The organism is Serratia marcescens, from assembly GCF_006715005.1.
Lineage (GTDB): Bacteria > Pseudomonadota > Gammaproteobacteria > Enterobacterales > Enterobacteriaceae > Serratia > Serratia montpellierensis.
Map to the genome: position 1 here is coordinate 1,272,894 of NZ_VFMJ01000001.1, position 18,623 is coordinate 1,291,516.

The following is an 18,623-nucleotide window of genomic DNA, read 5'->3' on the forward strand; positions in this document are numbered from 1 at the left end:
TCTCTACTGAGTTTCCAGTTCATTACACTCAGGGGAATCCTTCATGGCCATAAAAAACAAGAACGGCGCAGGGCGTACGTTCACATCAGCCAAACGTACCGCCGGGAAGCGGGTCGCTATCGGGGTAGGGTGCGCATTATCGGGCATGCTCACCTCCGCGATGGCGGCGCCCGGTGCGTCGGTGCCACCGGCGGCGGTCGAGCAGTCCGCTATCCTGTCCTTCGCCATTCCCGCCGGTGACCTGGCGCCCGCCTTGCAGACGGCGGCCGCTAAGGCCGGCGTGATAGTGATTTTCACGCCCGAACAGACGCGTGGAAAAAACACTGCGGGCCTGCAGGGGCATTATCGCCTCACCGACGCGTTCGATACGCTGTTGGCGGGCAGCGGATTGCGCGCTCAGCAAACCGCACAGGGATATCGGTTGGTCGACGCCGGGCCGGTTCAGCCGTTGACGATACCGGAACTGTCGGTGGTCGGCGGTTTGTCCGACAGCGTCGCCGCCGGCCGTTCGGTGTTGGATAAAGAAGACATCGAACGCGTGCAGGCAGACAATATCGCCAGTTTGCTTGATCGCTTGCCTGGCGTAGGGATGGCGGGCTCGCCACGCCCGGGCGGCCAAAGCCTGAATATCTGGGGCATGGGGGACATGGAAGATGTGAAGGTGGTGCTGGACGGGGCGCCGAAGGGATTTGAGAAATATCGGCAGGGCTCGGTATTCATCGAACCCGAACTGCTGAAAAAGGTTGAGGTCGATAAGGGGCCGCATAACCTGTTGAACGGCAATGGCGGCTTTGGCGGGACCATTACGCTGGAGACCAAAGATGCTGGGGACATGCTGCTGCCGGGCGAAGATTTTGGCGGCTTGCTGAAGTACAGCTACCATACCAACGATCGCCAGGGTATTTACAGCGGTGCGTTGTACGGCCGTACGCCGGAAGGATCCGCCGACGGTTTGATCTACATGAGCAAGCGTGACGGCGGCAACCTGAAGCGGCCGGACGGCACGCGCTTTGCCTATTCCGCCAACGATCAGGCTTCCTACCTGTTAAAAACCAATATTTATCTGAGCGAGGCGCAAACGCTGACGCTGTCGGCGATGCGATCCGATTCCGATGGCTGGCAGCCTTTTGCCGCCAAGCGGGACGATATCGCCGCGCCCAGCCAGGCGGATATCGATAAATATGGTCGGGAAGAAGCGTGGCGCCGCATTCTGGTGTATCGCGACCAGACAGACACCAATTACTCGGTGAAATGGAATCTGGCGCCGGAAGCGCAGCCGTTGCTGAATCTGACGCTGTCTTACGCCTATTCGAAGACCGAGCAGCATGACAAGCGGCCGGATTCCGCTTCAAAGTTCAGCTATCTCGGTACGCTGGGCAATGAAAGTTGGGTGAACTATACCGATCGGCAGTTTGACGTCAGCAATGAAAGCCGTTTCGCCAGCGGTCCGCTGGAGCACAAGCTGTTGCTCGGTGCGCGTTGGCATAAACATCAGCGCGATACCCTGATGTATTACCCTTCGCAGGTGAAAAACGCCAGTTACAACTACGGCTATTTCCAGCCGTACTACATGCCGGCGGGCGAACAGGAAACCCGCAGCGTTTATCTGCAGGATGCGGTCAGCTTCGGCAGCCTGACCGTGACGCCGGGCGTGCGTTACGATCATGTGACCAATACCGGGCAACCGAACCGGGCGCCGCGCTATAACGACAGCGATCCGCTCGTGGGCCATGATTACAGCAGCGTGACCTATACCGGCTGGTCGCCGCACTTGGGCGTGATGTGGAAAGCGACGTCGAATCTGTCCCTGTTTGCCGACGTCAGCCGCACCTGGCGCGCCCCGGTGATCGACGAACAGTACGAAGTGCAATACGCCGCTTCCAGCGTGCCCGGTACCAGCCGCGGCCTGCAGGTGGAACGCATGACGGGCGTTCGTCTCGGTGCGGTGCTGGACTTCAACGATGTGTTGATGGCGCGGGACAGCCTGCAGATCCGCACTACGTTGTTCCGCAATCGCGGCAAGGACGAGATTTTCTATCGTCGCGGCGTAGTGTGTGACGCCGCACGGCACGGGGGACAATGTGGGCAACCGTTGTCGAACTATCGCAACTTGCCGGGCTATACCATTGAGGGCGTGGAGCTCGAATCGTTTTATGACAGCGAAAGCCTGTTCGGCAGCCTGTCGTTCTCCTCGATTCGCGGCAAACGCGACGCTTCACCGCGCGATCCCTGGGGCAACGAAACCTGGATTGCCGAAATTCCACCCGTTACGGCACACGCGATGCTGGGCATGAAAGTGCCGCAGTGGGATATGGCCTTCGGCTGGACCGGCGATTTCGTACGTAAACAGGATCGTTCACCGGCCGACGGCGATCCGATGGCCGTTGTCTGGGCCCTGCCGAAAACCTCGGGTTATGCATTACACGGCCTGTTCGCCTCGTGGCAGCCCAGCGGCTTGCACGGCTTCGAAGCCCGCGTGGCGGTGGACAACCTGTTCAACCGCGATTATTACCCTTACCTGGGCGAATCGGTGTCCGGCGTAGGGCGCAACATCAAGTTCAGCGTCAGTCAGCGTTTTTGACGCTCCTGTCTGCAGGGGCCATTTAGGCCCCTTTTCACGTTTCCTCCCCCCGTATTTCCCTACTTTTTCGCCGTTTATAAATCATCAGCAATCGCTTGACACAGAAGTTACAATTTTAAAATAATAATAATTATCATTTTCAATCTCATTATCAATTGGTGTCACCGAATGGCGAGGAAAGAGGCCGCGGCAGCCAACGGGTTTGCTCAACAGCTTTATCTTGAGCATCACAGTTGGCTATGCCATTGGCTGCGACAGAAGGTTGGGTGTGCGCATCACGCCGAAGACCTGGCGCAGGATACTTTCATCAGTATTTTACTGAGCCCGCAGTTGCTCGCCATTCGGCAACCACGCCCCTTCCTGGCGACCGTAGCGCGCCGGCTGGTGGCGAATTATTACCGACGTAAAACAATCGAAGAGAGCTATCTGCAGGCCTTGAGCGAGTTGCCGGCGATCGAGGCACCCTCGCCGGAAGTCCGTCAACAAACCCTCGAAATGCTCGAACAGTTGGATCAGGCGTTGGACGGATTGCCGGCGCACGTCCGCGAGGCCTTCCTGTTGGCGCATCTGCAGGGCATGCGTTATTGCGACATCGCTGAGCGTTTGCGGGTGTCGACCAGCTCGGTGAAACAATATCTGCAGCGTGCCAATTTGCACTGTTTCTTTGCATTGGCGGCGTAACGGCAGGTGCGGAACCCATGATGGAATCGGATATCGATCGGCAGAGCGCGCGTGAGGCCGCCGCGTGGTTAACGCAGCTGATGTCGGAAGAGGCAAGCGACGCGGATAGGGAAAACTGGCGGCGTTGGTATCAGGCGAAACCGGAAAATGAACGCGCCTGGCGGCATATCGCCGCGTTTTCATCCCGTTTTTCTCTGCTTAACGGGGCGGCGGCGCAGCGTAGTCTGTCGCAGTTGCCAAACCCACAGCGCCGTCGGTTGTTGAGAAGCCTGGCGGCCATCGGCGTGGTGGGGACGGTTGGTGTCGGTTCGGGCGCGCTGCCATGGCGCCCCTGGCTGGCGGATTACCGTACGGCGGTGGGGGAGCAGCAAACCGTCGCGTTGGCGGATGGCGCGCAGTTGATGTTGAACACGCAAACGGCGGTCAACGTCAGCCGTCAGCAGGCCACATTGCTGGAAGGCGAAATGATGGTGAATCTGCCGCCGGAAAGCAGCGCGTTGACGGTGAGGCTGCCGCAGGGCGAGATCGTGGCGCAGGCTGCTCGCTTCAGCATTCGCCTGTGGGAAACTTACAGTGATATCGCCGTTTATCTTGGCCGGATCACGATCCTTTCACCGGCGCATCGCAACGCGGTGCTCAACGCCGGTCAGGGCGGCAGATTAAGCCGGCAAGGCATTGGCGAACCGTATCGCGTGACGCAAGAGCCCGGTTGGCGGCAAGGCATGCTGTTGGCCGACAACATGCGGCTGGACGACTTCCTGATGGAGCTGGGGCGTTATCGTCAGGGCGTTATTCGCTGCCGGCCGGAGGTCGCCGGCCTGCGGCTCTCCGGTGCGTTCCCGCTGGCTGACCCCGAGCGCGTCATCGCGGCACTGCCCGGCGCGTTGCCGGTTAGGGTAAATATGCTGTCAAAATACTTCATCACCGTATCTTAAAGTTTTTTACTCTGCTATTTGTGTTTTTCCTTCTGGATTGACCTGTTTTTTTCTCGTTTCCTGCCCGGTGCCGCGTGCCTAAACGACTTTTCTGACATGCCCCGACTGCCGTTGACCGCTGCGTACGTTGGTCGGTTTCACGATTAACCTGAGTATCGTTTTCCATGTTCAATCACAACGTATTATCTGGCGATTTCTCTTTACCCCCTACAGGCGGGCGATGGCGCTGGGCTACCGCCAATGTGTTGGCGTTGGGTCTGCATGGTGCGTTGTTGCTTGGCCTTGGTTATCACCTGGTGCCACCGTTGCTGCCCGCGGCGCAACCGATGGTGTTGATGATGGTTGCCGAGCAGGCGGAATCGACCCCCAACGCAGAGCCGATGCCAACCGGCGTGCGCCAGGTGCAGGCGGTGGCGCAACGGCAGGTAAATCAGGAACCGGAGGCCGCGATGCCTCCGCTGATTCATGCGCCGCGTGCGACGGAGCGGCAGAGCAAGGCTAAAGGACAACGGAACGACCCCATCAGACCGAAAACGGAACCGCCGCGCCCAAGGCAGGAGGAACAGGAAAAAATGGCGTCTGCAAGCTCAAGAGCATCAAGCACCAGCGCGCCGCCGTCTCTGGATGGAAAGCGTGTTGCCGCGCCGCAAACCAGCGTGGCGTCGCAGCTTAGCCAGGATGCCTCGGTCTGGAGCGGCCTGCTGTTGGCGCATTTGAGCCGCTTCAAACGCTATCCCGCCCTGGCGGTACGCCAACAGCGCCAAGGTGTGGTTCAGGTTGCCGTGACGCTGGATCGGCAGGGAAACGTGCTGGGCGTGAAGCTATTGCGATCGAGTGGCGTTACTTCGCTCGATCGGGAGGCGCTTCAGTTACCGCAGCGCGCTTCTCCACTTCCCGCACCCGGCAATGAGATTGCAGCGGGGCAGCGGGAATTCAGCGTGACCATTCCGATTCGTTTCGATCTGCGTGAAGTTCGCCGTTAATGAAAAACTCGGCTCCAGGTAAACGGAGGGCTGGGTTAAAAGCCAAAGTGCATCAAACGGATAGCAGCGATGAGGTGGTTTCTACTTGATCGTCGCCAGAAAAATACAAATACTGTATGCATGAACAGTAATCTGGTGCCGTTATGAATAACAACCCACTGACGATGAAAGGTCGGTAACCATGTTCGCCCTGGTAGACGTCAACAGCTTCTATGCTTCCTGCGAGACCATCTTTCGGCCCGATCTGCGCGGGCGGCCGGTGATCGTGCTGTCCAACAACGACGGCTGCGTGATCGCCCGTAGCGCTGAGGCGAAGGCGCTGGGCGTGCCGATGGGGGCGCCTTATTTCAAAATCAAAGAGGAGATGCGCCGCCGCAACGTTGCGGTGTTCTCCTCCAACTATGCGCTGTACGCCGACATGTCCCGCCGGGTGATGGACACGCTGGAAGAGATGGCGCCAGCGGTGGAGATTTATTCGCTGGACGAAGCCTTTCTGCGGCTGGACGGCGTGGCGCACTGCGAGGCGCTGGAGCCATTCGGCCAGCGGGTGCGCGATCGCATCCGGCGCGAGCTGCATTTGACGGTCGGGGTTGGCATTGCGCCGAGCAAAACGCTGGCCAAGCTGGCCAACTTCGCCGCCAAGAAATGGCGCGGTACCGGCGGCGTGGTGGATTTATCCGATCCGGCGCGCCAGCGCAAACTGCTGGCGTTGCTCCCGGTGGAAGAGGTGTGGGGCGTGGGCCGCCGCCTGACTCGCCAGCTGCAGGCGATGGGCATTCACACCGCGCTGCAGCTGGCGGACTGCGATACCCGGCTGGCGCGTAAAACCTTCAGCGTGGTGCTGGAGCGCACGATACGCGAGCTGCGCGGCGAATCGTGCCTGAAGTGGGAAGATGAGGCGGCCGCCAAAGAGCAGATCATCTGTTCCCGTTCGTTCGGCCAGCGGCTGACTCACTACCCACACATGCGCGAGGCCATCTGCAGCTACGCCGAGCGCGCCGCCGAAAAGCTGCGGCAGGAAAAGCGCTATTGCCGCAACGTGTCGGTGTTTATCAAAACCAGCCCGCATTCGGCGGGTGAAGGGTATTACAGCAATATGGGCACCGCCCGGCTGCAAACCCCGAGTAACGACAGCCGCGACATCATCGCCATGGCGGTGCGTGCGCTGGAAAGCATCTGGCAGGAGGGGCGACGTTACCTGAAGGGCGGCGTGGTGCTGGGGGATTTCAGCGCCGCCGCCATGGCGCAGATCGATCTGTTCGATGACTGCCCGCCGCGCCGCAACAGCGAACGGCTGATGGCGACCCTCGATCGCCTGAATCAGGAAGGGCGCGGGCGCGTGTGGTTCGCCGGGCAGGGGATCGTCAAGCCGTGGCAAATGAAGCGTGAAATGCTGTCGCCGGCCTACACCACCCGGCTGGCGGACATTCCGGTGGTGCGGCTGGGAGAGCGGGCGCCGCGCGCCGCCGAGCCGAAGGAAGAAAAACGCCGCGGGTGACAACCGGCGGCGTGGGTAGGCTGAGTGTTACTTCACCGCCGCCGGATCCGGCTTATCGGGGGCGATGCCGTACAGCACCATGGCGCGGTTGACCTCGCTGCGGGCGATACGGCCTTCGTCTGCCAGCAGTTTCAACGCGGCGAGCGCGATGAAATGGCGGTTGACCTCGAAGAACTCACGCAGCGCCTCGCGGGTGTCCGATCGGCCAAAGCCGTCGGTGCCCAAGGCGATAAAGGTACGGTCGGGCAAGAACGGCTTGATCTGATCGCCGACGATCTTCATATAGTCCGTCACCACCACCACCGGGCCGGGATGCGCCGCCAGCAGGCTCTGGATATAAGGAGCTTTCGGCGGATCTTCCGGATGCAACAGGTTCCAGCGTTCGGCCGCCATGCCGTTGCGGCGCAGCTCGCTCAGGCTGGTGGCGCTCCAGATATCGCTGGCGACGCCAAAGTCCGCCGCCAACAGCTCTGCCGCCGCCAGCGCCTTGCGCATGATGGCGCCGCTGGCGACCAGCTGAGCACGCGGGCTCTCTTGGTTTGCCGTTTCGCTCTGCTTGAGCAAATACGCCCCCTGGATAATCCCGTCTTCAACGTCCGCCGGGATCGGCGGCTGCGGGTAGCCTTCGTTGAGCAAGGTGATGTAGTAGTAAATATCCTCTTGTTCAACGAACATCCTGCGCATGCCGCTCTGGACGATCACCGCGAGTTCATAGGCATAGGTCGGATCGTAGGAGACGCAGCTGGGGATGACGGAAGACAGCACGTGGCTGTGGCCGTCGTCATGCTGCAAGCCTTCGCCCATCAGGGTGGTTCTGCCGGAGGTGGCACCGAGCAGGAAGCCCTTGGTGCGCGCGTCGGCCGCCGCCCAGGCGAGATCGCCCACCCGCTGCAGCCCGAACATGGAGTAGAAGATATAGAACGGGATCGTCGCGACATCGTGGTTGCTGTAGGCGGTGCCGGCGGCGATCCAGGTCGATATCGCGCCGGATTCGTTGATGCCTTCCTGCAAAATCTGGCCGTCTTTGGCCTCTTTGTAGTAGCTGAGCTGCCCGGCGTCTTGCGGGGTATACAGCTGGCCGAGCCAGGAGTGGATGCCAATCTGGCGGAACAGGCCTTCCATGCCGAACGTGCGCGACTCGTCCGGTACGATGGGCACGATCAGTTTGCCGATGTTGGCGTCTTTGAGCAGCGTGCCGAGGATATTAACGAAGGCCATGGTGGTCGACATGTTACGTTCGCCGCTGCCTTTCAGGAGGCCGTCGAAGCGCGATAGCTCCGGTATCGCCAGCGGGGCGGATTGGCCGAAACGGGCAGGGATGTGGCCGCCCAGCGCGGTGCGCGTCGCGGTGATGTACTTCGCCGCCGCGCTGTCGGGCTCGGGCTTCAGGTAAGGGATCTCTGCCAGTTGGGCGTCGGAGATCGTCAGCCCTAAACGGTCGCGGAAGGCTTTCACCGCATCCTGGCTCATTTTTTTCAGCTGGTGGTTGATGTTCTGCCCTTCACCGGCTTCCCCCATGCCAAACCCTTTGACGGTTTTGGCCAGCACCACCGTCGGCCTGCCCGTGGTATGCACCGCCTGATGGTAGGCGGCGTACACCTTTTGCGGATCGTGGCCGCCGCGGTGCAGCGCCCAGATCTCATCGTCGCTCAGGTCGGCGACCAGCTCGAGCAATTCCGGGTACTTGCCGAAGAAGTGCTCCCGCACATAGTCGCCGCTTTGCGACTTGAAGGTTTGGTAATCGCCGTCGACGCACTCCATCATGCGCTGCATCAGCAGCCCGGAGCGGTCTTTTTGCAGCAATTTGTCCCAGCCGCTGCCCCAGATCACCTTGATCACCTGCCAGCCGGCGGCTTTGAAGGTGCCTTCCAGCTCCTGAATAATCTTGCCGTTACCGCGCACGGGGCCATCCAGCCGTTGCAGGTTGCAGTTCACGACGAAGATCAGGTTATCGAGTTTTTCTCGTCCGCCCAGCGCAATCGCCGCCAGCGATTCCGGCTGATCCATCTCGCCGTCGCCAAGAAACGCCCACACCTTTCTCCCCTGGTGCGGTTTCAGTTCGCGGTATTCCAGATAGCGCATGTAACGCGCCTGGTAGGCGGCGGTCAGCGGCCCCAACCCCATCGAAACGGTGGGATATTGCCAGAAATCCGGCATCAGCCGCGGGTGCGGGTAGGAGGAGAGGCCGCGGCGCGCGGATTCGCGGCGAAAGTTGTCGAGCAGCTCCTCGTCGATGCGGCCTTCAAGATAGGCGCGGCCGTATATGCCGGGGGCGGAGTGGCCCTGGATATACACCATGTCGCCGGCGAAATCATCGGTGCGCCCACGGAAGAAGTGCGTGAATCCCACATCGTAAAGCACCGCGGCCGACTGATAGGTGGCGATATGCCCGCCGACATTGGAATGTTTGCCGGCGCGCAGCACCATCGCCATGGCGTTCCAGCGAATAAACGCATTGATGCGCGCTTCAGCGGTCAGATCGCCGGGATACGCCGGTTGCTTATAGGCCGGGATCGTATTCACGTAGGGCGTGGTGACCATGCTGAAGAAATCACCGTGCTTACGCTGATCGGCTTCGGCCATCCTTTCCAATAAAAAATGCGCGCGTTCACGGCCGTCGATGTCAGTGACACCTTCAAATGCCTCAAGCCATTCAGCCGTCTCTTGTGGGTCAAGATCTGCTTTTACCGCGGGTTGGTTCATAAAAGCTCCAAATGTACTTACCTGATAAGGCGCTGAGCGATACAGGAATTCAGTGAATTGCAAGTGCAAGAGTTGCAAATGCAACAATGGCGAAAGCCACTCTATCCCTTTACAATTGCAATTGCAACTCACCGGCTTTGACGAGAAAAATGACATGACAGATAAACAACCCGACCTGTGGTTCTCCTTTGTGCGCGCGCATCGGGCGATTATCAGAAAGATAGAGACGAAGTTGTCGGAAGCGGGACTGCCGGTTTACGCCTGGTATGACGTGTTATGGGGATTGGAAAGCGGAGAAAACGGCACACGCCGCATGCATGAGCTGGCGGACGTGTTGGTGATTGAGCGTTACAACCTGACCCGCCTGATGGATCGTCTGGAAAAAGAGCGGCTGGTCACGCGTTTCCGATCGGATGACGATCGCCGGGCCTCCTTCGCGACTATCACCGAGGAAGGCAAGGCCCTGCGGAAAAAGATGTGGGAGATCTACCGCACGGTGGTCAAAACCCACTTTCTCAACCAGTTCAGCGATGAAGAGATCGCACGCTTCTCCGACGCGTTGAACAATGCGATGCAGCTGGCCAGAGAGTGATCAGGCATCGGGCGTGATGTGCAGAACGCGCAGCGCATCGGCGATCAGCGCCGAAGGGATTTTCTGCTCGTCGGCCAGCAGTTTGAGGGCGCAGAGCGCAATCCATTCCGCCTGCGGGTAGTGGATTTCGCCGCGCACCCGTGAATCTGAGCCCACCGCGGCAAAGCGTGCGGGAATGAATCGCCTGAGCTGGTTGGCAATCAGGTGCGAGTAGTCGGTGACGGCGACGACGGGGGCATTCCCGGCGCCCAGGCACGTTTTCAGATGGCATGCGCCGCCGCTGTCCTGGCGCTGCATGTCGGCGAGTTCGGCGTCCTGCGCCAACCGCGTGTAGCTGGGGCAGCTCCAGATTTCAGACGCAATCCCCCAGTTTTTCAACACCTCGGCCGCCTGCTGAACGCGGGCGAGCGCTCGGCCGGCGCCGCACAGACGAACCTGCAACGGTGAGTCTGTCGCCGCGGCGACGCGATACATTCCCCTGAACGCCTGCTCCCCGGCAAACGGTTCCGCTGAGGTGGGGGCCGCTGTGTCTGCGTTGGTCGCGAGATACACCATCTTCCTCGCGCCCTCCACATAGAGTGTGCGCAGGGCGTGATGGAGTATCGCGCCTGTTTCCCGGGCATTGGCCGGATCGAAAGGCAACCAGCCCGGCATGGCCGTGAGCTGAAGCGGGAACCAGGCCTGTACGCCTTTCGGCAAATCGGCACTGCCGGTATCCGCATCGCTGATGAAAATCCCCTTGCGATTGGTTTCCGGCTCAAGCCCGCGCAACATATCCACCGAGGGCGTGTTGACGACGTAAAACAGCGGTTTTTCATAACGCCCGGATTGATGACCAAACCAGAGCGGCCAGGCCGTGGCGTAATGGGAACTCGGCGGCTCGGCGCGCCTTCTGCCGTCAATTAACCAGATGTCGCCACTGGCGTTAAGTTCGCCCAGGGCTTGCGCCGTCCAGGCGGTGGAAGAGGGACACGCGGCGCCGATTTGCTGATAGGCGGTGGCCATCCTGCGGATACAGGCCTCGGCCAGCGTTAGGGTACCGGCTGCGGCGGCGGGCATTTTTATTGGTTGAGGCGACATGCACAGCTCTCTTTTTTGAATTGCAAGTGCAATGATTGTAATTGCAATTCAGTGCGTGTGCCAACGGCTTTCTTTGGGTAAATCGCAGCGTAAGTGTGAGGCGGCGAAGTATGAGGGGGGGGATGCATCCCCCTCGCGCCTTTCACACCACCGGCGCCACCGTCAGCAGCAGGTTGGCGAAGCGGCGCTGTTCGCCGGAGGCGATCACCAGCAGCGTCCGATCCGATTTGACCGCGGCGTAAAACGCCTCACGCGGCAGGTGTTCGACCGGGCACTGCGCCGGCAGCAGCTGTCGGTATTCGGCTTCGATGGTATTGGTGAAGTCCGGCGGGCAGGCCATCAGCGTGGCGCTTTCCACGTTGATGCAGGCCAGCAGTTTTTCCAGGATCGGCGGGGCGGCGAGCGTGCCGGGCGCCAGGTTCAGATAGACCACGGTGGCGTCTTTCGGCGCGTGGGTCACGCAGGCGTAGTTGCCGTCGGCGATCAGCACCTGGGTTTTATGCCCGCATTGCGCCAGCGCGGCGAGCAGCGGCGGGTGGGTGATGGCGGATTTAATCATAAGGCGATACCTGAATAGGGGGCGGCAGCCGTGCCGCCCGCAGCTGAATTACATGCGGTAGATGCCGCCGTTGATGTCGAGGGTGGCGCCGGAGATGAAGCCGTCGTATTCCGCCGCCAGAAAGGTGATGGCGCGCGCTACGTCGTCCGGCGTGCCTGCGCGGCCCAGCGGGATGGCGCGAACGGTTTCCTCCGCCGATTCTTGGGTGGTGTGGCGATTGTGGAAGCGGGTGCCGAGGATCAGGCCGGGCGCGACCGCGTTCACCCGGATGCCGTATTCGCCCAGCTCCGCCGCCAGTGAGCGCGTCCAGGTGAGCACCGCACCCTTGGTGGCGGAATAGACCAGCGAGCCGGAGTGCCCGCCGGCGCGGCCAGCCTGCGAGGCCAGGTTGACGATGCTGGCGCCGTTTGCCGCCGCCTTCAGGAACGGCAGCGCGCTCTGCGTCACGTTCAGCATGGTGGTCATGTTCACGTCGATCACGGTTTGCCAGAAGGCGCGGTCGATCTCGCCCAGCCATTTGCGCCCGACGATGCCGCCGACGTTATTGACCAGAATATCGATGCCGCCGAGAAACTCGGCGCCGGCCGAGACGCAGCGCAGCGTTTCGTCGGTGTCGATGAGATCGGCGTAGCCGTAAGCGGCTTTTTGCCCCAGAGAATGGGCCAGTGCCACCAGCGCCTTGGGGCCGCTTTCGTCGCTGTGATAGTGAAAATAGATGTCGCAACCGGCCTTGATCAGCCGCTCCGCAGTGGCGCGGCCAATGCCCTGTTCCGCTCCGGTGATAAAGACCTTTTTGCCCGCAAGATCGCCCATGATTGACTCCTTATTGGTTCGTTAAGAATTAATGACGCCTTCACGCTGTTTGGCGCAGTAGAAAATGCAGATCAGCCCGGTGGCCAGCAGACACGAGGCCAGGAAAAACAGCCCCGGCGCGCTGCTGCCGGTCAGATCGTTCAGCACGCCCACCGCATAGGGGGCGACAAAACCGCCGATATTGCCGATGCAGCTGACCACCGCCAGCCCGGCGGCCGCGGCCGCGCCGGTGGAAATGTTGGCGGGCATGGATAAAAACGGCGGCACGGCGGTGTAGATGCCGATGGCGGCGATGCACAGGAACGACAGCGCGACGAGCGGATCGTATTTAAAAAACGTCACCGCCCCCATCAGGCCGATAGCGGCGACCACCATGCTGAGGCCGGCGAACACGCCGAGCTTTTTGGTTTTGCTGGCCCACAGGCTCCACGGATACACCAGCAGCGCAGCCAGGCCGTAGGGAATGAGCGCCAGTAGGCTGACGCGGAAGATATCGCCGCCGGAGAGGGCGCTGATGATCGACGGCAGCCAGGTGCCGAAGCCATAAATGCCGCACACCATGCCGAAGTTGAGCAGCGCGTAGAGCAGGTATTTCTTGTTTTTAATCCCCTTCAGGAAGTCAGCCAGCGTGATTTTAGAGCCGGATTTGGAGCGGCCGGCGTTGCTCATCAGCCAGGCTTTTTCCTCCACGTTCAGATAGCCGACGTCCTTGGGCGAGTTCTTGATCAGGAACGGGATCAGCAGGCCGATGACGATCGGCGGCAGCCCTTCGAGGATAAACAGCAGCTGCCAGGGGGCGAACCCGAACCAGTCATGCTGAATATTGAGAATAAAGCCGGAAATCGGCGAGCCGACCGCGTTGGACAGTGGTTGGACGATGATAAACATGCCGAGAATTTTGGTGCGGTATTTCTCCGGAAAGAAAACCGTGAAGTAATACACCACGGAGGGAAAGAAACCGGCTTCGCACACGCCCAACATAAAACGGCAAATATACAGCTCCAGCGGCGTGCGCACAAAACCGAGCAGGGTCGCGAAGATGCCCCAGGAAATTAATATTCTGGCGAACCAGATGCGTGGGCCGAATTTAATGGTGCCGGCGTTGCTGGGTATTTCAAACAGGAAATAGCCGATAAAGAAAATCCCGGAGGCGAAGCCGAAGGCCGAGGCGGTAAGGCCCAGGTTATCTTCCAGCGCTTTGGCGGCGTAGGCCATGTTATTGCGATCGAGAAAGGCCAGGAAATACAATAAAATCATGAGGGGGACGATATGCAGCGTCAACTTCCTGATAGCGCTGCGTTCAATATCCGTTGGCATTGTTTTTTTCATCATGGTTTTTCCCATGTGGTTAATCGGAATAATAGCGGCCCGGCCCAAAGTCATGAGCGGCGTGCTGAATAACGACGTTGCGTGCATAAAAGCGTCGCGCCGTTTATTTATTGCGACGATTCTATTTTTTCTGATTTTGGCTGCGACGATCCGGACGATGCCGGCTGCGCATCGTCTGGGAAAGTCGTTTTTATCGTATTAACCGGCGGCTTTGACCGAGCGCCGGCTGATGACCGACGGCGGGAAGAGAAACTCGCCGGGCGGTTGCGAATCATTGTTGATGCTGCCGATCAGGCGTTCGACCATCAGCTGCGCCATCTCCGCCAGCGGCGGGCCAATCGACGTCAACCCCGGTTCGGCCAGGCCGGCCAGCGCGATATTATCGATGCCGATCACCGAGATGTCTGCGGGCACCTGGACGCCGGCGGCGCGCAGGCCCACCATCAGCCCGATGCCGAGCGCATCATTAATCGCCACGATGCCGTCCGGGCGTGGCGCCAACGCGAGAACGCGCGGCGCCAGCGTCAGCCCCAATTCGAACATTTCCGTGTCGCCGTAGGCGCTGTTGGCTTTGCCTTCGATCACCCGTTGGCGTTCGCTCAGGCTGTGCCCCAGCGCGCTCAGAAAACCGTCGATCTTGTGGCTGCGCCCGACGGTCAGCGTCGCTTCGGTGGCGAACACGATGTGTCGGCAGCCGCGCTCGAGCAGGTGCTGCGCGGCCAGGTGCCCGGCGGCGATATTGTCCATCGACACGCTGTCGAACAGCCGGGTATCGGTGGCCATCGGCTCGGCGAACGGGCTGTCGTAGCTGACAATCTTCATGCCTCGCTCGGCGGCCCGAACAAAATGAGTCTGGCGAATATCGCTCGCCGCCACGATGATGCCGCGCACGCCGTGCAGGAACATATCGTCGATAAACGCGGCTTCTTCCTGTTCCTGGCGGTAGGCGTTGCCGAGCAAGACGCGGTAACGGTGAGCCCGCGCCGCGCCGTCGACGGCATGCGCCAGCGCCGAAAAACTCGGGTTAACGATCGACGGCAGCAGCAGGCCGATGATCTTCGCCTGCGGTGCGGGCGCCGCCGCTCGGGCCGGTGGGTATCCTAGGGTTTCCATCGCCCGTTCGATGCGTTCACGGGTCTGCGCGCTCATCTGGTGGCTGCGATTGTTCAGCAGGTTCGACACGCTGCTGATGGACACGCCGGCCAACCGCGCCACATCACGAATATTTGCCATTTGCCGATACCTTGCTGCCTGCCGTTAGCCTGCAATCTATAAGGGAAGCCGGCCGCAGGCAAGCCGCAACCGGGGCACCGCGCGCATGGGATTGCGCATTTGTGAGAGTCGTCAGGCGGCAGCCGTGTTGTTTACTAAACAACAAGGGGGAGGGGCAATGTGTTAACGCAGATGAGTGAGATCTGCGAAGCACCTCTCGTTTATCGCCCTTCGGGGCGGCGGGTTCTGTACTATTGTTTTCTCTTTGCGGCACGTTCCAGGCCGATGGGGCGCTGGGCGCAACGGAGAGAACAGATGAACAAACGGGAATTAGAAAGCGCGATTGTCACCGATTTTTCCAAACGCATGAGCTATGGCGACTACCTGTGCCTGGACTCGCTGCTGGACTGCCAGCACCCGCTCTCCAACCCGCCGCATCATGACGAAATGCTGTTCGTGATACAGCACCAAACCTCCGAACTGTGGATGAAGCTGATGCTGCACGAGCTGCAGGCGGCGGTGCGGCTGGTGCAGCAGGACAAACTCAGCCACTGTTTCAAAATCCTCGCGCGCGTCAAACAGATCCAGCGGCTGCTGTTCGAACAGTGGGCGGTGCTGGAAACGCTGACGCCGTCGGAATACGTCGAGTTTCGCGACGTGCTGGGCAGCTCGTCGGGCTTCCAGTCGCACCAATACCGGTCGATCGAGTTCCTGCTCGGCAACAAGAATGCGGCGATGCTGGCGGTGTTCAGCAGCGATGCGGAAAAGCACGCTGCGCTGAAGGCGATCCTCGAAGCGCCGAGCCTGTACGACGAATACTTACTGTACCTGGCGCGCCACGGCCTGCCGATCCCGCAGGAGTGCCTCGAGCGCGACTGGACGCAGCCCTACCAGCGTAACCCGGATCTGCTGCCGGCGTTTAAAGTGATCTACGATAACCCGCAGACCTACTGGGAAGCCTATGAAATGGCGGAGAAGCTGGTGGATATCGAGGAGAGTTTCCATCTGTGGCGTTTCCGCCATATGAAAACGGTGGAGCGGATCATCGGCTTTAAGTCGGGCACCGGCGGTTCCAGCGGCGTCAGCTTCCTGAAAAAGGCGTTGGATCTGACCTTTTTCCCCGAGCTGCTGGACGTGCGCACCGAAATCGGCGCCTGAGATAATGAGAGAGGATAAGGGCGATGAGCGTGAGGATTATCGATAAGGCGGCGGAGAAGGTGGTGGGAGTGAGAGTCGTGGGGCCGTATCCGCAGACCATCCCGCAGGGCTCGCAGCAACTGCGGGCATGGCGGAAACGCCACGGCGTGCCGTTTGGCAAATGGCTGGTGCTGTATTGGGACGATCCGGCGGAAGTGGCGCCGGAAAAGCTGCGCGCCGACGTGGTGATGACCGTGGCGGACGATTTCGCGCTGCCGGCGGGTAGCGAGGGCGTTGCGGTACAGACGCTGCCCGCCGGGCAGTATGCGGTCTACCGCGTACGCATCAGCGATGGCGACTTCGAGCGGGTGTGGGGCGAGTTCTATCAGAAGCTGCTGCCGGCCAGCGGCCATCAGCCGGTTGAGGGGGTGAGCTACGAACACTATCTCAACGACTGCGAGGCCGACGGCTATTTCGACCTCGAGATTTACCAGACGGTGAAGAAGTGGTGAGGAAGGCGTGAGCTACGCAAAACGCCCTTAGGTGCGTTTTGCGTGCCGTTCGGAACGATTCTATTCTTAGGTCTATTTCCCTCCCGGGAACAGCTGATCGACGGCGCTCTGGATCGCCGCCTGATGGCCGCCGCCCGGTGCCGCGGTGCGTGCGGCGCCGCCAGGCTGGTTGAGATCCAGCTGGCCGCCGGTATTGATCTCCCCGTCCTCTTTCACCGTGATATTGAAACTGGTGCCGGTGATATTGATTTGGCCGTTCGCCAGCAGCTCGATCACGCTTTCGCCGCATTCCAGCCGCAGCGATTCGCCTGAGCCGAGGGTAAAGGCGTTGACCGCGGCGTCGCTGCGGGTCTTGCCGGTCAGCGTGGAGGCGTCGCCTTTGACCCCGCTGGCCTGGTTGAGCACCACCCGATTGATCTGGTTGCCGCCTACCAGGTGGGTGTGGTCGTTAGCGATGGTGTGGCTCTCATCGTTTTTGACCTGGGTGTCCATGTTGCGCTCCGCCTGGATCCACACCTGTTCGGCGCCGGCCTTGTCTTCGAAGCGCAGGGCGTTGGCGTTGTCGGCGGTGCCGTCCTTGGTGCGGCTCATAAAGCCCATCTGGGTGGCGGCGGCCGGCAGCGCCCACGGCGGCATGCTGGCTTCGTTATAAACGCGCCCGGTGACGATCGGCCGATCCGGATCGCCGTTGATAAAGTCCACCACCACTTCGTCGTTGACGCGCGGGATCTGCACGCCGCCGTACCCCTGACCGGCCCAGGCGCTGGAGACGCGCACCCAGCAGGAGCTGCCGTCGTCCTTCGGCCCGAAGCGGTCCCAGTGGAACTTCACCTTGATGCGGCCGTATTTGTCGGTCCAAATCGATTCGCCGGCCGGGCCGACCACCCGGGCGGTCTGCGGCCCGTGGGTTTTCGGCCAGGTGGCCTGCTGCGGCGGGTGCCAGGGCACGTCCGCCGGCAGCACGATGAAGTCGATACGGTGTTCGCTGCTCTGATCGTCGCCGCTGGCATAGCGGTTCTCTTTCAGATGGTAGTTGGCCTGCAGCGTCAGGTACTCGCGGTTGTCGTCGGCGTGCGGGGCGTTATACAGCGCAAAGGTGCTGCCGGGGGCGATGCCCAGCGCAGTGGCGGTACCGCGGATCTGCTGATGCTCGGCCTGCCAGGCCTCCTGGCGCACGCGGGCGTAGAACTCCCCCTGCTGATGCTCGGTGTAGCGGCCCGGCCAGTCGTAGACGTCGATCTGCCCCGGCGTCGGCGAGACCGGGTTTTGCCGCGCCTGGAACAGCCAGGCGTTCGGCTTGCGGAAATCGTAGTCGTCCAGGCTGTAGATGCCCGGCGTGACGCGATCGGACAACGTCCACTGGCTGATGCCTTCCTCGCTGGTGCTGCCGCCGGACGGCGTCAGGTGGTAGGGGATCATCTCGTAGCCGGGATAGGGCTGGTGATGGTGGGGGGTGTCCCCGAGCACCAGCGTGTGTTTGCCCATCTCGTGTTTGAAATAGTAATAGATGCCCTCCAGCTCCATCAGGCGGCTGATGAAGTTGAAGCTGCTTTCGTTGTACTGCACGCAGTAGCCCCACAGGCGATAGTCGCCGGTCAGCTGATCTTCCAGCTGCACGTTGTGCTCCGTCAGCAGGGTCTTGACGATCTGCGGCACCGTCTGTTCCTGAAAGATGCGGAAATTGCGGTCTTTGATCATCGGCCACAGATCCGGCTGCACGTGCAGGTTATACACCGCGTAACGGGTGCCGCCGATTTCTTCGCTGCTGACGGCGATGGCGGTGATCTTGCCGTTCAGGTAGCGCGGGGCGCTGAGGAAGCCCTGGGTTGGGATCTCCAGCGTCAGCGGTTGACCGAGCAGCGCTTTGCGATCGAGCCGCGCGTCGGTGCTCAGCAATTCAATAGAGAAGTCAAAAGGGGTGGAAAGCGCTTCGATGCCGTCCAGTGAGCGGAACAGCAGCTGCTCCTGGCCCAGCGGCGTGTGCGCAATAATGCGGTCCAACATGAGA

Annotated in this window: 15 protein-coding genes; 8 read left to right on the forward strand and 7 right to left on the reverse strand. The window is 60.8% G+C overall.

The features are described from left to right. The first annotated feature begins 43 nt into the window (after nt 1–43). The 5 genes from FHU12_RS06040 to umuC all read left to right on the forward strand — a co-directional run bounded on the left by FHU12_RS06040 (nt 44) and on the right by umuC (nt 6,678). The gene (locus tag FHU12_RS06040) at nt 44–2,581 is read left to right on the forward strand and encodes a TonB-dependent receptor (RefSeq protein WP_376698836.1); all 2,538 of its coding nucleotides are present in this window, start codon (nt 44–46) and stop codon (nt 2,579–2,581) included. A 168-nt stretch (nt 2,582–2,749) separates the two neighbouring features. Next, nucleotides 2,750–3,262 (forward strand): sigma-70 family RNA polymerase sigma factor, encoded by a 513-nt coding sequence (locus FHU12_RS06045; protein ID WP_025303329.1) that lies wholly within the window; start codon nt 2,750–2,752, stop codon nt 3,260–3,262. Between the two features lie 17 nt (nt 3,263–3,279). Beyond that, nucleotides 3,280–4,197: a DUF4880 domain-containing protein gene (locus FHU12_RS06050; RefSeq protein WP_141968078.1), complete on the forward strand. Its 918-nt coding sequence runs from the start codon at nt 3,280–3,282 to the stop codon at nt 4,195–4,197. Between the two features lie 251 nt (nt 4,198–4,448). Then, on the forward strand, nt 4,449–5,180 hold the full coding sequence (locus tag FHU12_RS06055; protein WP_260440699.1) for an energy transducer TonB: 732 nt from the start codon (nt 4,449–4,451) through the stop codon (nt 5,178–5,180). 181 nt (nt 5,181–5,361) lie between these two features. Continuing rightward, nucleotides 5,362–6,678 carry a translesion error-prone DNA polymerase V subunit UmuC gene (umuC, locus tag FHU12_RS06060; RefSeq protein WP_141968080.1) on the forward strand — a complete coding sequence of 439 codons (1,317 nt, stop codon included), beginning with the start codon at nt 5,362–5,364 and terminating at the stop codon, nt 6,676–6,678. Between the two features lie 27 nt (nt 6,679–6,705). Here umuC and aceE read toward each other — a convergent pair whose 3' ends face one another. Further along, nucleotides 6,706–9,381 (reverse strand): pyruvate dehydrogenase (acetyl-transferring), homodimeric type, encoded by a 2,676-nt coding sequence (gene aceE / locus FHU12_RS06065; protein WP_141968082.1) that lies wholly within the window; start codon nt 9,379–9,381, stop codon nt 6,706–6,708. A 154-nt stretch (nt 9,382–9,535) separates the two neighbouring features. Between aceE and FHU12_RS06070 the strand changes: the two genes are divergently transcribed. Beyond that, nucleotides 9,536–9,973, forward strand: a complete 438-nt coding sequence (locus tag FHU12_RS06070; RefSeq protein ID WP_141968084.1) for a MarR family winged helix-turn-helix transcriptional regulator — start codon at nt 9,536–9,538, stop codon at nt 9,971–9,973. Here the strand turns inward: FHU12_RS06070 and FHU12_RS06075 are convergent, their stop codons facing one another. From FHU12_RS06075 to FHU12_RS06100, 5 genes are all read right to left on the reverse strand, one after another. Then, nucleotides 9,974–11,053, reverse strand: a complete 1,080-nt coding sequence (locus tag FHU12_RS06075) for a transketolase-like TK C-terminal-containing protein (RefSeq protein ID WP_141968086.1) — start codon at nt 11,051–11,053, stop codon at nt 9,974–9,976. A 142-nt stretch (nt 11,054–11,195) separates the two neighbouring features. After that, a complete protein-coding gene (locus tag FHU12_RS06080) occupies nt 11,196–11,612 on the reverse strand; it encodes an RbsD/FucU domain-containing protein (protein WP_063990307.1) in 417 nt (138 codons plus the stop codon). A gap of 48 nt (nt 11,613–11,660) precedes the next feature. Then, complete coding sequence (locus FHU12_RS06085) at nt 11,661–12,425, reverse strand: SDR family NAD(P)-dependent oxidoreductase (RefSeq protein WP_141968088.1); 765 nt, start codon at nt 12,423–12,425, stop codon at nt 11,661–11,663. A 21-nt stretch (nt 12,426–12,446) separates the two neighbouring features. Next, nucleotides 12,447–13,682, reverse strand: a complete 1,236-nt coding sequence (locus FHU12_RS06090) for an MFS transporter (RefSeq protein WP_016927236.1) — start codon at nt 13,680–13,682, stop codon at nt 12,447–12,449. 270 nt (nt 13,683–13,952) lie between these two features. Continuing rightward, nucleotides 13,953–14,987: a LacI family DNA-binding transcriptional regulator gene (locus tag FHU12_RS06100; RefSeq protein WP_141968092.1), complete on the reverse strand. Its 1,035-nt coding sequence runs from the start codon at nt 14,985–14,987 to the stop codon at nt 13,953–13,955. 294 nt (nt 14,988–15,281) lie between these two features. Between FHU12_RS06100 and kynA the strand changes: the two genes are divergently transcribed. After that, nucleotides 15,282–16,124 carry a tryptophan 2,3-dioxygenase gene (kynA, locus tag FHU12_RS06105; protein WP_025303311.1) on the forward strand — a complete coding sequence of 281 codons (843 nt, stop codon included), beginning with the start codon at nt 15,282–15,284 and terminating at the stop codon, nt 16,122–16,124. 23 nt (nt 16,125–16,147) lie between these two features. Further along, nucleotides 16,148–16,615: a DNA gyrase inhibitor SbmC gene (gene sbmC, locus FHU12_RS06110; RefSeq protein ID WP_141968094.1), complete on the forward strand. Its 468-nt coding sequence runs from the start codon at nt 16,148–16,150 to the stop codon at nt 16,613–16,615. Nucleotides 16,616–16,687: 72 nt separating this feature from the next. Here sbmC and FHU12_RS06115 read toward each other — a convergent pair whose 3' ends face one another. Next, a complete protein-coding gene (locus FHU12_RS06115; protein WP_141968096.1) occupies nt 16,688–18,619 on the reverse strand; it encodes a type VI secretion system Vgr family protein in 1,932 nt (643 codons plus the stop codon). Between the last annotated feature and the right edge of the window lie 4 nt (nt 18,620–18,623).

What these genes read in the sequence shown, in the direction of transcription:
- sbmC (WP_141968094.1), top strand. Translation starts at nt 16,148, where the DNA reads ATGAGCGTGAGGATTATCGATAAGGCGGCGGAGAAGGTGGTGGGAGTG.
- FHU12_RS06090 (WP_016927236.1), bottom strand. Translation starts at nt 13,682, where the DNA reads ATGATTTTATTGTATTTCCTGGCCTTTCTCGATCGCAATAACATGGCC.
- FHU12_RS06085 (WP_141968088.1), bottom strand. Translation starts at nt 12,425, where the DNA reads ATGGGCGATCTTGCGGGCAAAAAGGTCTTTATCACCGGAGCGGAACAG.
- FHU12_RS06115 (WP_141968096.1), bottom strand. Translation starts at nt 18,619, where the DNA reads ATGTTGGACCGCATTATTGCGCACACGCCGCTGGGCCAGGAGCAGCTG.
- FHU12_RS06040 (WP_376698836.1), top strand. Translation starts at nt 44, where the DNA reads ATGGCCATAAAAAACAAGAACGGCGCAGGGCGTACGTTCACATCAGCC.
- FHU12_RS06070 (WP_141968084.1), top strand. Translation starts at nt 9,536, where the DNA reads ATGACAGATAAACAACCCGACCTGTGGTTCTCCTTTGTGCGCGCGCAT.
- FHU12_RS06075 (WP_141968086.1), bottom strand. Translation starts at nt 11,053, where the DNA reads ATGTCGCCTCAACCAATAAAAATGCCCGCCGCCGCAGCCGGTACCCTA.
- umuC (WP_141968080.1), top strand. Translation starts at nt 5,362, where the DNA reads ATGTTCGCCCTGGTAGACGTCAACAGCTTCTATGCTTCCTGCGAGACC.
- aceE (WP_141968082.1), bottom strand. Translation starts at nt 9,381, where the DNA reads ATGAACCAACCCGCGGTAAAAGCAGATCTTGACCCACAAGAGACGGCT.
- kynA (WP_025303311.1), top strand. Translation starts at nt 15,282, where the DNA reads ATGAACAAACGGGAATTAGAAAGCGCGATTGTCACCGATTTTTCCAAA.
- FHU12_RS06045 (WP_025303329.1), top strand. Translation starts at nt 2,750, where the DNA reads ATGGCGAGGAAAGAGGCCGCGGCAGCCAACGGGTTTGCTCAACAGCTT.
- FHU12_RS06100 (WP_141968092.1), bottom strand. Translation starts at nt 14,987, where the DNA reads ATGGCAAATATTCGTGATGTGGCGCGGTTGGCCGGCGTGTCCATCAGC.
- FHU12_RS06080 (WP_063990307.1), bottom strand. Translation starts at nt 11,612, where the DNA reads ATGATTAAATCCGCCATCACCCACCCGCCGCTGCTCGCCGCGCTGGCG.
- FHU12_RS06050 (WP_141968078.1), top strand. Translation starts at nt 3,280, where the DNA reads ATGATGGAATCGGATATCGATCGGCAGAGCGCGCGTGAGGCCGCCGCG.